The sequence below is a fragment of the Variovorax sp. RKNM96 genome, assembly GCF_017161115.1.
Taxonomy (GTDB): domain Bacteria; phylum Pseudomonadota; class Gammaproteobacteria; order Burkholderiales; family Burkholderiaceae_C; genus Variovorax.
The window spans coordinates 1,233,562-1,248,520 of the sequence record NZ_CP046508.1 but is presented as its reverse complement, the minus strand read 5'-3'; the positions used below and the strand labels follow the sequence as shown (position 1 = coordinate 1,248,520).

Here is a 14,959-nt window from a genome sequence, read left to right as displayed (position 1 = left end):
CATGAATTCACGCCGCAAATTCCTCACCGGCACCGCCACCACCGGTGCCGCCGCACTCGCACTCTCGGCATTTCCGCCGAGCATCCGCCGCGCCCTGGCCACTCCGGCCAACAACAAGACCGGCACCATCAAGGATGTCGAGCACATCGTGATCCTGATGCAGGAAAACCGGTCGTTCGATCACTACTTCGGCACGCTGATGGGCGTGCGCGGCTTCGGTGACCGGTTCACGATTCCGCTGCCCAAGGGGCGCAACGTCTGGCAGCAGACCAGCGACGCCGCGGACACAGAGGTGCTGATGCCATACCACCTCGATCAGACCAAGGGCAATGCGCAACGCGTGAATGGCACGCCACACAGTTGGGGCGACGCCCAGAACGCATGGGACGGCGGGCGAATGAACCAATGGCCGCGCTACAAGAACACCGAATCGATGGGGTACTACAAGGAGGCCGAGGTGCAGTTCCAGTTCGCGCTGGCCAATGCCTTCACGGTGTGCGATGCCTACCACTGCGGCATGCACACCGGCACCAACTCGAATCGCCTGTTCCACTGGACCGGCACCAATGGCCCTTCGGGTGAGACCAGCACCGGCCCGGCGGGTGTCGCTTCGATCGACAACACCTGGGAGAACCTCCGGTATCCGTGGGATCCGGTGAAAAACCCCAACGTCGATTCGACCCAATACGGCTGCAACTGGAAGACCTATCCCGAACGCCTGCACGAGGCCGGCGTCACCTGGATCGTGTACCAGAACCTGCCCGACAACTTCACCGACAACCCGTTGGCGGGCTTTCAGCAATATCGCGCGGCCAACAAGGTGTCGGGCAAGAACGATGGCCGTTACGACGGCGATGCCAGTCCGCCCGACGGCGTGACGGTAAAGGCCTACGACCGCGCCAATGACGCGGGCAATCCCCTGTACAAGGGCGTCGCCAACACCATGCCCGACGGTGGCATGCTGGGAACGTTCCGCCAAGACATCAAGGACGGCAACCTCGCGAAGGTCTCCTGGATCGTTGCGCCCTACGACTACTGTGAACATCCCAGCGGCTCAAGCCCGGTGCAAGGCGGCTGGTATGCGCAGCAGATATTGGATGCACTCACGGACTCGCCCGAAGTCTGGAGCAAGACGGTCTTCATCATCAACTTCGACGAGAACGACGGCTACTTCGATCATGTGCCTTCGCCCTCTGCGCCTTCGCTCAACCCCGACAAGACGCCAGCGGGAAAAACAACGCTGGCCGAAAGCGATGTGGCCTTCGAGCGCCACACGTATCCGCTCGTTGGCAGCAGCACGCCATCGACGGATGCCCGTGTCTATGGCCCAGGTCCGCGCGTTCCGATGTACATCATCTCGCCGTGGAGCCGTGGCGGCTGGGTCAACTCGCAGGTGTTCGATCACACCTCGGTGCTGCGTTTCATTGAGGCGTGTTTCGGAGTCAAGGAGCCCAACATCGCGCCTTACCGTCGTGCCGTCTGCGGCGACCTCACGAGCGCCTTCAATTTCGCCACGCCCAACACCGAGATACTGCCCACGCTCGCGGGCCATCGCACTCAGACGCAGGCCAACGATCTGCGCGATGCCCAGGATAAGCTAGACCCGGTTCCACTGCCAACTGACCCCAAGCCGCCGCAGCAGGATCTGGGCACGCGCCCTTCGCGCGCACTGCCCTACGAGCTGCACGTGAGCGCGCGCAACGACGCCATCAGCGGCAAGGTGCAGTTGCTGTTCTCGAACACCGGCAAGGCCGCCGCCGTCTTCCACGTGTACGACAAGCACAACCTCGACCGCCTGCCGCGCCGCTACATGGTCGAGCCTGGCAAGACGCTCGACGACACCTGGAACGCCATGGCCGACAACGCCGGTTCCTACGACCTCTGGGTGCTCGGCCCCAACGGCTTTCACCGGCATTTCCGGGGCGACCTGAGCAGCCTGCGCGCGGGCGATGCGGCCAACCCCGAGGTGCGCGTGTGCTACGACATCGCCAACGGCAATGTCTACCTGAGCATGCTCAACGGCGGCAAGAGCGCCTGCAAGTTCACGATCCGCGCCAAGGCCTACCGCAACGACGGCCCGTGGACTGCGACCGTGGCTGGGGGCAATGCGGCCGAGCAGCACTGGGACCTTGCAGCAAGCGGCGCCTGGTATGACTTCGACGTGACCTGCGATGCGGACACCAGCTTTCACCGCCGCTTCGCCGGCCGCGTGGAAACGGGCAAGCACTCGGTGAGCGACCCCGCGATGGGCATGCCCGATCTCTGAGCTCCGCTCTGTTCGATGACGAGGCGATGAGTGCGCGCAAGGCGTACCCGCGCCTTGTCACGCCCTCCCTTCAAGAATCATCAGGACCAGCAACGATGAACTCGCGTCGCAAATTCCTCACAGGCACCGCCACCACAGGCCTCGCCGCAGCCGCGCTCTCGGCCTTTCCGCCGGGCATCCGGCGCGCACTCGCCCTTCCCGCCAACAACAAGACCGGCACGATCCAGGACGTCGAGCACATCGTGATCCTGATGCAGGAGAACCGGTCGTTCGACCAGTACTTCGGCACCCTCAAGGGCGTACGCGGCTTCGGCGACCCACGTCCGATCGCGCTGCCCGATGGCAAGCCCGTCTGGTACCAGCCCAAGGGCAGCGGCTATGTGCTGCCCTACCACCCTGATGCAGGCAACCTCGGCTCGAAATTCATCTCCGGCCTGAATCACGGCTGGACCGACGGGCACAACGCGTGGAACAAGGGCAAGTACGACGGATGGGTGTCGGCAAAGAGCGTCCGCACGATGGCCTACATGACGCGCGAGGACATCCCCTTTCATTTCACGCTGGCCGACGCGTTCACGATCTGCGACGGCTATCACTGCTCGCTGCTGGGCCCCACCGATCCCAACCGGTACTACATGTTCAGCGGCTGCTGCGGCAACGATGGCACCAACGGCGCCACCGGCGGCCCGGACATCTCGAACGGAGAGACGGGCAACTACAGCTGGACAACCTATCCCGAGCGACTCGAGGCGGCAAACATCTCGTGGAAGATCTACCAGGACATCGGGACCGGGCTGGACGCAGGCGGCGGCTGGGGCTGGACGAGCGACGACAAGTTCATCGGAAACTACGGCGACAACTCGCTGCTTTATTTCAAGCAATACCGCAGCGCCAAGCCGGGCAATCCGCTGTATGACAAGGCCCGGACCGGAACCAACATCGCCGTCACCAAGGGGTCGCTCTTCGAGCAACTCAAGAACGACGTTGCCAGCGGCAATTTGCCGAAGGTGTCGTGGATTGCCGCGCCCGAGGCCTACACCGAGCACCCCGATTGGCCAGCGAATGGCGGCGCCTGGTACATCGACAACGTTCTGCAGGCACTGACCTCCAACGCTGAGGTGTGGAGCAAGACCGTGCTGCTGGTGACCTACGACGAGAACGACGGTTGGTTCGACCATGTGCCGCCGGCCTTCGCGCCCTTCTCCGCGGATCAGGGGCTGTCCACCGTCAGCACCCGGAACGAATACCACACCGACGGCCAGCCTTTCGGACTGGGCGTGCGTGTCCCGATGCTCGTGGTTTCGCCTTGGTCCAAGGGCGGTTGGGTCAATTCGCAGGTGTTCGACCACACGTCGATCATTCGATTCATCGAAGCCCGGTTTGGCGTACAGGAACCGAACATCTCGCCCTGGCGTCGCGCGGTCTGCGGCGACCTGACTTCGGCTTTCAACTTCGCCAATCCGGACCCGGTCATTCCCGCGCTCTCGCCCACAGCAGGCTATGTGCCGCCCACGGTGAATCCAGGCAGCTATACATCCACGCCACCGGTTGTGCAGACGCTGCCGAGGCAGGAGCCCGGTCAGCGCCCCGCTCGCGCGATCCCCTACGAACTGTTCGTGCATGGCAGGACCGATCGCGCCGCCGGCAGGTACTGGCTCGACTTCGGCAACACCGGCGGCGTGGCTGCGGTGTTCCAGGTCTACGCCGGCAACCGCACGGACGGTCCCTGGGTGTACACCGTCGAAGCGGGCAAGAAGCTCTCGGACTACTGGAGCGCCGTTGCCGTCACGCAAGGGATCTACGATTTCAGCGTCTACGGTGCCAATGGCTTCCTGCGCCAGTTCAAGGGAAATGTGTCGACCGCGACTGCTGCAGGGCATGCCAATCCGGAAGTCGCCGCCTGCTACGACATCACCAACCGCAACATCCAGCTGACGCTGAAGAACACCGGCGACGCGCCATGCCAAGTGACGGTGGTCAACAGCTATGGCAGCGCGGCGCCCCGCGACTTCACGTTGAACGCCGGTGCCAGCGTCGAGGACTACTGGGACCTGAGCACGAGCGACGGCTGGTACGACTTGTCGATCACGGCCAACACCGGAGACAGCTTCCTTCGGCGCTTTGCGGGCCATGTCGAGAACGGCCAAGCGAGCAAGTCCGACCCGAAGCTGGAGCTGGCACCGCCGCCGGTCATTCCTCCCGAAGCGACACCGCCCGCCGTGGCGCCGACGCTCACGGCTTTGAAAACCAGCATTGCGGCGGGGAGCACCATCGATTTCAGCTACAGCGTTCCGGACAAGGGCGTCGATGCGAAGAATTGGGTCGGTGTTTTCTCGTCGTCCCTCACGGAGCCGAAGTCACCCTCCCTCGCCTGGCAATATGCGCCCGAAGCCAACGGACAGGTCACGGTGAGGACGGAGACTCTCGCCGCCGGCTCCTACAAGGCATGGTTTCTGGCCAAGGACGGTTACGGCTATCTGGCGGGGCCGGTGGCGTTCACGGTGACTTGAAGCATTGCGGCCAGCGGTACGACTTCGTGGTGAGTGACCGCGCGCAAAATCCCGCCATGCTGATCCTCCAACACGCCGACATCCTCGTCACCATGGACGCCGCCCGGCGCGAAATCGCCGACGGCGCCGTGGTGACCGACGGCCCCGCGGTGGCCTGGACCGGCCCCACCGCCGAGCTGCCCACCGCCTACCTCGATGCCCTGCGCAACGGCCAAGCCGAGGCCATCGACATGCACGGCCACGTGGTGATGCCCGGCCTGGTCAACACGCACCACCACATGTACCAGAGCCTCACGCGCGCCGTGCCCGAGGCGCAGGATGCGGAGCTCTTCGGCTGGCTCACGAATCTTTATCTGCTGTGGGCGCGCATCACGCCCGAGATGATCCGCGTCTCGACGCAGACCGCGATGGCCGAGTTGATGCGCTCGGGCTGCACCACCACCAGCGACCATCTCTACCTGTTCCCCAACGGCTCGAAGCTCGACGATTCGATCGAGGCGGCCGACGCGATGGGCATGCGCTTCCATGCCGCGCGCGGCAGCATGAGCGTGGGCCGCAGCGCCGGCGGCCTGCCGCCCGACGAGGTGGTGGAAACCGAAGAGGCCATCCTGCGCGACAGCGAGCGGCTCATCGGCCGCTGGCACGATGCCTCGCGCCATTCGATGCGCCGCATCGTGCTCGCGCCCTGCTCGCCGTTCTCGGTCTCGCGCGACCTGATGCGGCTGTCGGCCGAGCTTGCGCGCGAGCGCGGCGTGTCGCTGCACACGCACCTGGCCGAGAACGACAACGACGTCGCCTATTCGCGCGAGAAGTTCGGCATGACGCCGGCCGAGTACGCCGAAGACCTGGGCTGGGTCGGCCGCGACGTGTGGCACGCGCACTGCGTGAAGCTCGACGAAGCCGGCATCGCGCTCTTCGGACGCACCGGCACAGGTGTCGCGCACTGCCCCTGCTCGAACATGCGGCTGGCCTCGGGCATCGCGCCCATCGGGGCGATGCGGCGCGCGGGTGTGCCGGTGGGCCTGGGCGTGGATGGCAGCGCATCGAACGACGGCGCGCACATGCTCGGCGAAGCCCGGCAAGCCATGCTGCTGCAGCGCGTGGGTTACGGCCCCGCGGCAATGACGGCACGCGAGGCGCTGGAGATCGCGACGCTCGGCGGTGCCCAGGTGCTCGGGCGCGACGACATCGGCGCGCTGGCACCGGGCATGTCGGCGGACATCGTGGCCTTCGACATGCGCGGCGTGGCGCATGCAGGTGCTTGGCATGACCCGGTGGCGGCGCTGGTGTTCTGTACGCCGGGGGAAGTTTCGTTGAGCGTGATCAACGGTGAGGTTCGCATTCGCGACGGGCGCTTCACGGGGCTGGAATTGACGCCGTTGCTGGCGAAGCATCGCGAGTTGGCGCGAACGCTGTATGAAAGCGCCCGGCATCCGCATGTGAACGCGCGATAGGACGGTCAGTTCAAGCGGACCATCGGGCAGGACAAGCTCCGTCGCTCCTCCAGCGGTGAGTTGCGCCAATCGGGCAATGCCCTGTTCATGTACGACGCCAGTGACTGGTACCCGTTGATGTTCCAGCCGTAGGTGCTGCTCCGTTCCGCTTCGAAGACTTCGTAAAGGCACTGGCGACTTCGCGACTCGATGCGCACCGCAATCCGCTGGCGGCCGGCCGTCGAATCCTTCTCCAGCACTTCGTACCGGCTCGGCTTGCAGATGCTGAAAGTCGATATCCACTCGACCGTTGTCTCGCGAATGTAGAAGCCGCCGGAACAAGCCCGCCCCGTTCCCTTGAATGCGCCGGTGAATGGCGCATCGGCCGCCATGGCTATGCCGGCAAAGAGCCACAAGGCCAGTCCCATCGCGCTCGCTCTCTGCATGCGGCCTCCATTGCCTGATGTCGTTGGATCGTGCGGTTTCATTCTCGTATGTGCACCTTCGCTTTACGCACGAACCCTCATTGCCAATCGGGGGGCCGCTCCGCAGAATCCGCCCACTAAATAGAACGGGCGTTCGATTTAGCAGGCCAACACCCCGACGGCCTCCCGAGATTCACAACAACGACAGGGACTCCCCGAATGAAGCGCAGAGACATCCTCAAGTGGTCCGCCTCGGCGGGCGGTCTCGGCCTGCTGGCCGGCAAGCCTTCCACCGCATCGGCCGCGCTGCCGGTGCTCAAGCCCACGCTGCCGCAGAAGATCGATCCGATCAGCGCCACGCTGCGACGGCTCGAGCTGGTCGGGCGGCAGGCCACCTACCTCTGGACCGAATCGCACATCAACCTCGCGGGTGTGCCGATGGGCGCGGTGGTGCCGGTGGGCGAGTTGCCGGCCGTGGAGCATCAGCTGAAAACGGTGGCAAAGGCAGTCGAGGCGGTGACCAACTTCGCGGCCTCGTTCGCCACCAGCGCGCTCGCCTCGGGCAGCCTGCAGTCGCTCGACAACCTCCGCACGCGCATCGCCGGGCTGCAGGCCACTTTCGATCAACTGGCCGCGCAGAACGCGGGCCTGCTCACGCTGCCGGCGGCGGTACTGGCGCTGCTGGGCACGCTCACGAGCAGCGTGGGCGACGTGGGCACGCAGCTCAAGCAGATCCACCACGACCTGCTCTCGCAAGGGCCGCTGGGCGCGCTGAACGGACCCAAGACGCTCGCGCAGTACGACGCGCTGTTCGTCACCATCGAGAGGCCGTCCATCTCGCAGATCCTGCGCGACAACGACCTGTTCGCGGCCATGCGCGTGGCCGGGCCGAACCCGATGCTGCTTCAGCGCGCAACATCGCTGCCGACCAAGTTTCCGTTGGGCAACGCACAGTACCAGCAGGTCATGGGCGCCAACGACAGCCTCGCCGATGCGGCCGCTGCGGGGCGGCTCTACCTGCTCGACTACGAAGGCCTCGGCGACATGGCGCCGCTCGGCCCCGTCGTGAAGCCGCTCACGGGCACGAGCTACGTCTACGCGCCCATCGCGCTGTTTGCGCGACCGAAGAACGGCCGCTCGCTCGTGCCGGTCGCCATCCAGTGCGGGCAGGACCCGCTGCAGAACCCGATCTTCCTGCGCGCCGACGACACCACCAATGCCGAGGCCTACTGGACCTGGCAGTCGGCCAAGACCGCGGTGCAGGTGGCCGACTTCAACTACCACGAGATGTTCGTGCACCTGGGCCGCACGCACCTGATGTCCGAAGCCTTCGCGATGGCCACGCAGCGCCAGCTCGCGACGGCGCATCCGCTCAGCCGCCTGCTCTCGCCGCACCTGGAAGGCGCGATGTTCATCAATGAGTTCGCCACGCTGATCATCATGGCGCCGCTGACCACGGGCGACGTGATCCTCACCGCGCCCATCGAGACGCTGCAGCGCGAATGCGGCCGCGACCGGCTGGCCTACGATTTCCACGACCGCATGATGCTGCCCAACGACCTGCGCACGCGCGGCGTGGACGACACGACGGCGCTGCCCGACTACCCCTACCGCGACGACGCGCTGCTGGTGTGGAACGCCATCGCGCAGTGGGTGGCCGACTACGTGGCCGTCTACTACCCGAGCGATAGCGACGTGACCGGCGACTACGAACTCGCGGCCTGGGCCACCGAGCTCGCCACGACCGGCAAGGTGAAGGGCTTTCGTGCGATCACCACGCGCGCGCAGCTGGTCGACGTGCTCACAGCGATCATCTTCAACACCAGCGCGCAGCATGCGGCGGTGAACTTCCCGCAGTATTCGGTGATGACCTATGCGCCCTTCAGCGCGGGCGCGGGCGGCACGCCGGCGCCCACCACGAGCGCGGGCCAGAACGAGGCGAGTTGGTCGCAGATGCTGCCTTCGCGGCTCGCGGCGCAGGAGCAGATCCTGCTGTTCCACATCCTCGGGGGCGTGTACTACCGGCCGCTCGGCGAATACAAGGACAACATCTTTCCGCACCTGCCGGTGCTGCTGGACCCGGCCGTCGCGGGGCCGGGCGGGCCGCTGGAACGGTTTCGCACGGCGCTGGCCGGCATCGAGAACACCATCCGCCAGCGCAACACCACGCGCGCGCGGCCTTACGAGCACCTGCTGCCGAGCCGCATTCCCTCGAGCACGAACATCTGAAGGCGAGCGCTCAGCGCCGCATGGTGTCGAGCTGCGTGACGGGCGCGCTGTCGTTGCCCCACGAGCCGCGGATATAGGTGAGCACGGCCGCCACTTCCGCCGCATCGAGCACCTGCCCGAACGGCGGCATGCCGTAGGGGCGCGGATTGCCCGCCGTCGATGGCAGGAAGCCGCCGTGCGAGACCACCTGGATGAGGTTCGTCGGCGGCGACATGTTCACCGCACGATTGCCCGCCAGCGGCGGGTAGGCGCCGGTCGCACCCTGGCCCTGGTCGCCATGGCAGTAGGCGCAGCGCTGGTCGTAGATCTTGCCGCCGCGCGCCATCGTGCCGGCATCGCGGCGGATGGGGACCGAGGTGCGTGCGGGCTCGTCGGGCTTGGGCACGTCGGGCAGGTCCTTCAGGTAGCCCGCCATCGCCGTGAGGTCGGCCTCGCTCAGGTGCTGCGTGCTGCGGAACACCACGTCGGCCATCGGCCCCATCACCGAGCCGCCCGGCGCGGTGCCGGTCTTGAGCAGCGCCACCACGTCGGCCGTGGGCCACGCGGCCACGCCGGCCTGGTGCCTGTCGGTGAGCGACGGCGCATACCAGTTCTCCACCGCGATGAGCCCGCCCGAGAGGCCGAGCTTGGTCTCGGTCGCGCCCAGCGAATTGCGGGCGCCGTGGCAGGCGATGCAATGGCCGAGGCCGTCGACGAGGTAGGCGCCGCGGTTCCATTCGGCCGGCTTGCCCGCGTTGGCTACGAAGGGCTCGGGCTTGAACGAGAGTGCGCGCCATACGGCCAACGCTGCCTGCGTGTCGTAGGGAAAGCGCAGCCGGTGCGCGAGGTTCGGCGCCGGTACGGGCGCCACGGTGCGCAGGTACGCGTAGATGGCGTCCGAGTCCTCGCGCGTCACCTTGGTGAAGTTAGGGTATGGGAACGCGGGGTAGAGCAGGCGCCCGTCCTTGCTGCGGCCGTTGTGCATCGCGCGCCAGAAATGCGCGCTGCTCCAGCCGCCGATGCCGGCCTTCGCATCGGATGTGAGGTTGCTCGAATAGATGGTGCCGAAGGGCGTCTCGATCGGCAGTCCGCCCGCATAGGGCTGGCCGCCGCGCGTGGTGTGGCAGCCCGCGCAGTTGCCGGCCAGTGCGAGGTAGCGGCCGCGCTCGACCTGCTGCGGCGTGGCCTCGAAGGCCTGGGCCTGCTCGGGCAGCGGGTCTTCGCCGCGCAGGTTCATCGCCACGAGCGCGCCGGCGCACACGGCCGCCAGCACGATCAGGGTCAGGAGGGTCCAGCCGAGGTGTCGCAGTTTCATCGGCAGCTCACTTCGGCATGCCGCCACAGGCGACAGGCAAGGGGGCCGGCAACGAAGCTGCGGGCTTGGTGTTCGCCGGCATCGGCTGCACGGCCAGCCAGCCCGCAACGGCGTTGATGTCGGCCGTGGTCATGTGGCGGCCGACATCGGCCATGCAGTCGGGTGCCATCGCATGCCGCTCGCTCGTGAGCCACGCGCCCAGCTGCGAGGACACATAGAGCCGCGGCAGCCCGAGCAGCCCCGGGATCGCCGGCTGCACGCCGGTGAGCGCGGCGCCGTGGCATTGCACGCAGGCCGGGATGCCGCGTGCCGCATCGCCTTCGAGCGCGAGCTTGCGGCCGCGCTGCAGTTGCGCGGGCGTGGCGTCGCTGTTGGGAGAGATCGGTGGGTACGGCAGGTCGAGCCCCGCGAAGTACTCGGCCATCTCGCGCAGGTAGGCGTCCGAGAGGTGCTGCACCATGTACGCCATGTCGGCATTGAAGCGGCGGGCGTCGCGAAAGCTCACGAGCTGGTTAAAGAGATAACCCGCAGGCTTGCCGGCCAGCCGCGGAAAGAAGCCCGCATTGGTGGTCGCGCCCTCGCGGCCGTGGCAGGCGATGCAGGCAGCCACGCGCTGCTCGATGGTGTCGGGCACGGTGGCCGGCGGCGCGGCGCTCGCAAGCCCCTGCACGAGGAACAGCAGCGCGAGCGCGAAGGAGCGAAGGCCGGCCGTCATGTGCCCGCCACGAAGCGCGCCAATGTGATCAGGCCCGCGACCAGCAACAGCACCACGACCAGCGCCACGCCGATCAGCGGCAGGATGCCGACCTGTGCGGTCCGCTTGTCGGCATCGGCGCGGCGCCCGCCCAGACCGACGAAGCTCCAGAGAACGGCGCGCACCGCGCGCATGAGATTGGACATGCACCGACTGTGCCCCAGAAAGCCCAGAAAAAACAGATGCAGATCCCGCCCGATTCACCGGTGCAGATAAAGTCCGTGCCAATGACGAACCACGCGCCATGAAACGTTATGAAGCCTTGGCCGCGGACATCGAGGCCTCGATCCGCAACGGCACCCTGAAGACCGGCGACCGCCTGCCCTCGGTGCGCCACACGGGCCAGAGCCGCGGGGTCAGCGCATCGACGGTGTTCCAGGCCTACTACCTGCTGGAAGCGCGCGGCCTCGTGCGGGCGCGCGACCGCTCGGGCTACTACGTCACCGGCGGGGGCCTGCGCGATGCGCCGCCCGAATCCACCCTCACCTCGCGCCCCGCGGAAGGGCCGATGTCGCTCGACGTGAGCGACCGGGTGTTCGACATCCTCGAAGCCAGCATGTCGCGCAAGGTCGTGCCTTTCGGCTCGGCGTTTCCGAGTCCGCTGCTTTTTCCGCTCGCGCGGCTCGGCCAGTTCATGGCCGCGAGCGCCAAATCGCTCGACCCGTGGAGCACGGTGGACGACCTCACGCCCGGCAGCGCAGCGCTGCGGCGGCAGATCGCGCTGCGGTACCTGGCCGACGGCATGCAGGTGCCGGCCGAAGAAATCGTCATCACCAACGGCGCGCTCGAGGCGCTCAACCTGTGCCTGGCGGCGGTCACGCGGCCGGGCGATGCGGTGATCGTCGAGTCGCCCACCTTCTATGCCGCGCTGCAGGCGCTGGAGCGCATGGGCCTGAAGGCGATCGAGGTGCCGACGCATCCGGGCGAAGGCATCGACCTCGGCGCGCTCGAGGAGGCCATCGCGGCGCACCAGCCCAAGGCCTGCTGGCTCATGACGACCTTCCAGAACCCGCTCGGCAGCCTGATGCCCGATGCGAAGAAGAAGGCATTGGTCGCGCTGCTCGCGCGCCACGACCTGCCGCTGATCGAGGACGACGTGTACGCCGAGCTCTACTTCGGCGAGCGCCGGCCCGCGCCGGCCAAGGCCTTCGACACGCAAGGGCTGGTGCTGCATTGCTCGTCGTTCTCGAAGTGCCTCGCACCGGGCTACCGCATCGGCTGGACCTCGGCGGGGCGGTTCGCGCGCAAGGTGGCGCGGCAGAAGCTGACGTCCACGCTCAGCACGTCGGCGCCCGCGCAGCTTGCGCTCGCGACGTACCTGGAAAAAGGCGGCCTCGACAAGCACCTGCGCAAGCTGCGCCAGACGCTCGCGATGCAGCAGGCGACCTTCGCGCAGGCGGTAGGGCATTACTTTCCCGAGGGCACGCGGGCCACGCGGCCGCTGGGCGGCTACTTCCTGTGGGTCGAACTGCCGGCGCAGGTGAACGCGCTGGACATCCATCGCCAGGCGCTGGCGCTCGGCATCAGCGTCGCGCCGGGGCCGATCTTTTCAGCGACGCGCGCATTCACCCATTGCCTGCGCCTGAACTACGGCCACGCGTGGAACGCGCAGAGCGAGAAGGCTATGCGGACACTGGGCCGCCTGGTGGCCGAAGCCGCAGGCGGTACAGCCTGACCAGCAGGAACGACGCGATGCAGAGGTTCAGCAGGTTCCAGCCGATGCCGTTGATGAAAGCCGCGTGGTAGCTGCCGGTCAGGTCGAACACCTTGCCCGACATCCATCCGCCCAGCGCCATGCCGAACAGCGAGAACATCAGCACCGTGCCCACGCGCGCACCGGCTTCTTTCGGCGGAAAGTGCTCGCGCACGATGATCGCGTAGGCCGGTACGAGGCCACCCTGGAAAAGCCCGAACAGCGCCGAGATCACATAGAGCGACACCAGCCCGTCGAACGGCAGGAACAGGAGCAGCGCGACGCACTGCAGCACGCCGCCCAGCAGCAGCGTGCGCAGGCCACCGATGCGGTCGCAGATCGCGCCCGACACCAGCCGGCTCACCACGCCGAAGCCCAGCATCAGCGACAGCATCAGCGCCCCCTGCGCGGGGCCGTAACCCAGGTCGCCGCAGTACGCCACGATGTGCACCTGCGGCATCGCCATCGCCACGCAGCAGGCCACGGCGGCAACGCACAGCAGGCCCTGCGCCGTTGTCATGCTCAGGCCGAAGGGGCGCGTCATGTCGCGCGGCGGCGCGGCATGGCTCGATGCGTTGCCGGACGGCGCCACGGCCACTGCCGGCGGCCGTGCGCGGAAGAAGAGCGCGAGCAGCGCCATCGCGATGCCGCAGAAGATGCCCATGCCGATGTAGGTCTGGCGCCAGCCGACCGTCTCGATGAAATGCTGCGCAATCGGCGGCCAGATGGCGCCGGCGACATAGTTGCCGCTCGCGCAGATCGCCACCGCAATGCCGCGCCGCTTGACGAACCAGAGCGAGGTGTCCGCCACCAGCGGCGCAAAGGCGGCCGAGCTGCCGAGCAGGCCGACCAGCAGGGCCTGCGCGATGGTGAACGAGAGGATGCCGCCCGACAGCCCCGTGGCGATGTAGCCCGCGGCGAGGAAGACCGAGCCCCCCAACAGCGGCCACATCACGCCGAAACGGTCGGCCAGCCTGCCCATGAGCACGCCGCCGAAACCGAAGCCGAGCATCAGCCAGGTGTAGGGCAGCGAGGCATCGGCGCGCGCGATGCCGAACTCGGTCTGCACCGCGGGCAGCATCACCGAGACCACGTACATGCCGCTGCTGCCGACCGTCATGATCAGCAGCGTGAGGCCCAGGCGGAGCATGGCGTAGCGTGAATCCGCCGCGTGGACGGTTGTCTCGGATGTCTTCATTTGTTTTCTTCTCCTCGCCGAGGATAACCCTCCGGCGCGAAGATCCGGGCGCGCAATGTCCGGCGACACGGGGCCGCCTTGGCGCGCGAGACGCGGATCAGCTCAACGACACGACCGGCAGCGTGACGATCGCCGAAGCCTTGGGCATCGGCCCACCCGGCTTTGGCTTGTCGTCGCAACCGGCCGCGAGGAGGCCGATGCAGAACAGAAGAGCGAGTGCTGTGCTTCTCATGCGGCGGATGCTAGGCCCGCCGCTTCGCGCGTCAAGTCGGACGCAATGCCGCACCGGTATCGGCGGTATCAGGCAAGTGTCGGCCGCTCGCCGCCTTGCAGTCGGCGTTCGATGTCCTCGAGCACGTTCGGGAGATCTGCCACGCTGTCGATCACGTAGTGCGCACCGGCGGCCTTGAGCTGGGCGGTCGCGGCTTCGCGGTATTGCTGCTGCGCCGCTTCGTCGAGCGTCGTCCACTCGGCCAGCGTGAGCCCCACCGAGTTGCCGCTGACCGCGAGGCCCACGGCCCAAGTGCCCGCATTGAGGCCTTCCTGCAGGCCCACGCCGGTGTCGTCGACCTTCACCACGGTGTGCGGCGGCCACACGCCGAGGTCGGCGAAGCAGCGGTACATCATGAGCGGCGACGGCCGGCCCTCGGCGAGGTCGCCGGCGCACACGAGGTTGTCGGGTGCGTAGCCGCCGGCTGCGGCGAGGGGCACGACCACTTCCATGATCGGGCGGTTGTAGCCGGTGGTCGAGCCGATCTTGAGGCCGCGTTCGCGCGCCGCGTTCACTGCTTCGATCGCGCCGGGAATGAAGTCGGCATGGTCGCGCACGCTCGCGGCATTCATCGGCGTGAACACTTCGTAGAGACGGTCCACGTCCGCATCATTGAAGGCATGGCCGTGCTTCGCCTCCCATTGCGACGCGATGCGCGGCAGCGTGCCGAGCGCCTTGATGTGGTCCCACTTGGCCATGCCCATCGGGCCGCGGGCCTCGGCGATGGTGATGTCCACGCCGAACTGTTCGAACAGCTTCACGAAGGCGCCCATGGGCGCGCAGGAGCCGAAGTCGAGGATGGTGCCGGCCCAGTCGAAGACGACGGCCTGGAGCTTGGAGTGGTTGTGGGCGTTCATGGCTGCAAAAGGGGTGAAGAAGATCGGGC

At 67.1% G+C, this 14,959-nt stretch carries 11 protein-coding genes and 1 pseudogene; 5 read left to right on the top strand and 7 right to left on the bottom strand.

Going from position 1 to position 14,959, the window contains the following annotated elements:
• The first annotated feature begins 1 nt into the window (after position 1).
• The 3 genes and pseudogenes from GNX71_RS05670 (at position 2) to GNX71_RS05660 (ending at position 6,230) form a co-directional block, all read left to right on the top strand.
• Complete coding sequence (locus GNX71_RS05670) at positions 2 to 2,266, top strand: phospholipase C, phosphocholine-specific (protein ID WP_206177414.1); 2,265 nt, start codon at positions 2 to 4, stop codon at positions 2,264 to 2,266.
• Between the two features lie 95 nt (positions 2,267 to 2,361).
• A pseudogene (locus GNX71_RS05665) lies at positions 2,362 to 4,437 on the top strand (phospholipase C, phosphocholine-specific); the annotation flags it as partial.
• Between the two features lie 395 nt (positions 4,438 to 4,832).
• Positions 4,833 to 6,230, top strand: coding sequence for an 8-oxoguanine deaminase (locus tag GNX71_RS05660; protein WP_206177412.1), 1,398 nt, complete (start codon positions 4,833 to 4,835; stop codon positions 6,228 to 6,230).
• A 5-nt stretch (positions 6,231 to 6,235) separates the two neighbouring features.
• Here GNX71_RS05660 and GNX71_RS05655 read toward each other — a convergent pair whose 3' ends face one another.
• The gene (locus tag GNX71_RS05655) at positions 6,236 to 6,655 is read right to left on the bottom strand and encodes a hypothetical protein (RefSeq protein WP_206177411.1); all 420 of its coding nucleotides are present in this window, start codon (positions 6,653 to 6,655) and stop codon (positions 6,236 to 6,238) included.
• 198 nt (positions 6,656 to 6,853) lie between these two features.
• Between GNX71_RS05655 and GNX71_RS05650 the strand changes: the two genes are divergently transcribed.
• The gene (locus tag GNX71_RS05650) at positions 6,854 to 8,863 is read left to right on the top strand and encodes a lipoxygenase family protein (protein WP_206177410.1); all 2,010 of its coding nucleotides are present in this window, start codon (positions 6,854 to 6,856) and stop codon (positions 8,861 to 8,863) included.
• Positions 8,864 to 8,873: 10 nt separating this feature from the next.
• Here GNX71_RS05650 and GNX71_RS05645 read toward each other — a convergent pair whose 3' ends face one another.
• Genes GNX71_RS05645 through GNX71_RS05635 form a run of 3 tightly spaced genes read right to left on the bottom strand, consistent with a single transcriptional unit; the run spans position 8,874 to position 11,057 of the window.
• Complete coding sequence (locus GNX71_RS05645; RefSeq protein WP_206177409.1) at positions 8,874 to 10,157, bottom strand: cytochrome c; 1,284 nt, start codon at positions 10,155 to 10,157, stop codon at positions 8,874 to 8,876.
• 7 nt (positions 10,158 to 10,164) lie between these two features.
• Positions 10,165 to 10,872, bottom strand: coding sequence for a cytochrome c4 (locus tag GNX71_RS05640; protein WP_206177408.1), 708 nt, complete (start codon positions 10,870 to 10,872; stop codon positions 10,165 to 10,167).
• Positions 10,869 to 11,057: a DUF2970 domain-containing protein gene (locus GNX71_RS05635; protein WP_206177407.1), complete on the bottom strand. Its 189-nt coding sequence runs from the start codon at positions 11,055 to 11,057 to the stop codon at positions 10,869 to 10,871. The genes GNX71_RS05640 and GNX71_RS05635 overlap by 4 nt, the downstream gene beginning before the upstream one ends.
• Before the next feature lie 98 nt (positions 11,058 to 11,155).
• On the opposite strand from GNX71_RS05635, the gene GNX71_RS05630 reads away from it, so the two are divergent.
• The gene (locus GNX71_RS05630) at positions 11,156 to 12,586 is read left to right on the top strand and encodes a PLP-dependent aminotransferase family protein (RefSeq protein ID WP_206177406.1); all 1,431 of its coding nucleotides are present in this window, start codon (positions 11,156 to 11,158) and stop codon (positions 12,584 to 12,586) included.
• Here GNX71_RS05630 and GNX71_RS05625 read toward each other — a convergent pair.
• The 3 genes from GNX71_RS05625 to phnX form a co-directional block, all read right to left on the bottom strand.
• Positions 12,534 to 13,802, bottom strand: coding sequence for an MFS transporter (locus tag GNX71_RS05625; protein WP_206177405.1), 1,269 nt, complete (start codon positions 13,800 to 13,802; stop codon positions 12,534 to 12,536). The two genes, GNX71_RS05630 and GNX71_RS05625, sit on opposite strands and share 53 nt — an antisense overlap.
• A 97-nt stretch (positions 13,803 to 13,899) precedes the next feature.
• Positions 13,900 to 14,034, bottom strand: coding sequence for a hypothetical protein (locus GNX71_RS33670; RefSeq protein WP_277401885.1), 135 nt, complete (start codon positions 14,032 to 14,034; stop codon positions 13,900 to 13,902).
• Positions 14,035 to 14,102: 68 nt separating this feature from the next.
• A complete protein-coding gene (phnX, locus tag GNX71_RS05620) occupies positions 14,103 to 14,930 on the bottom strand; it encodes a phosphonoacetaldehyde hydrolase (RefSeq protein WP_206177404.1) in 828 nt (275 codons plus the stop codon).
• Positions 14,931 to 14,959: the final 29 nt, after the last annotated feature.

Excerpts from the sequence above, each read along its gene's own strand:
- GNX71_RS05670 (WP_206177414.1), top strand. The coding sequence starts at position 2 with ATGAATTCACGCCGCAAATTCCTCACCGGCACCGCCACCACCGGTGCC.
- GNX71_RS05660 (WP_206177412.1), top strand. The coding sequence starts at position 4,833 with ATGCTGATCCTCCAACACGCCGACATCCTCGTCACCATGGACGCCGCC.
- GNX71_RS05655 (WP_206177411.1), bottom strand. The coding sequence starts at position 6,655 with ATGCAGAGAGCGAGCGCGATGGGACTGGCCTTGTGGCTCTTTGCCGGC.
- GNX71_RS05650 (WP_206177410.1), top strand. The coding sequence starts at position 6,854 with ATGAAGCGCAGAGACATCCTCAAGTGGTCCGCCTCGGCGGGCGGTCTC.
- GNX71_RS05645 (WP_206177409.1), bottom strand. The coding sequence starts at position 10,157 with ATGAAACTGCGACACCTCGGCTGGACCCTCCTGACCCTGATCGTGCTG.
- GNX71_RS05640 (WP_206177408.1), bottom strand. The coding sequence starts at position 10,872 with ATGACGGCCGGCCTTCGCTCCTTCGCGCTCGCGCTGCTGTTCCTCGTG.
- GNX71_RS05635 (WP_206177407.1), bottom strand. The coding sequence starts at position 11,057 with ATGTCCAATCTCATGCGCGCGGTGCGCGCCGTTCTCTGGAGCTTCGTC.
- GNX71_RS05630 (WP_206177406.1), top strand. The coding sequence starts at position 11,156 with ATGAAACGTTATGAAGCCTTGGCCGCGGACATCGAGGCCTCGATCCGC.
- GNX71_RS05625 (WP_206177405.1), bottom strand. The coding sequence starts at position 13,802 with ATGAAGACATCCGAGACAACCGTCCACGCGGCGGATTCACGCTACGCC.
- GNX71_RS33670 (WP_277401885.1), bottom strand. The coding sequence starts at position 14,034 with ATGAGAAGCACAGCACTCGCTCTTCTGTTCTGCATCGGCCTCCTCGCG.
- phnX (WP_206177404.1), bottom strand. The coding sequence starts at position 14,930 with ATGAACGCCCACAACCACTCCAAGCTCCAGGCCGTCGTCTTCGACTGG.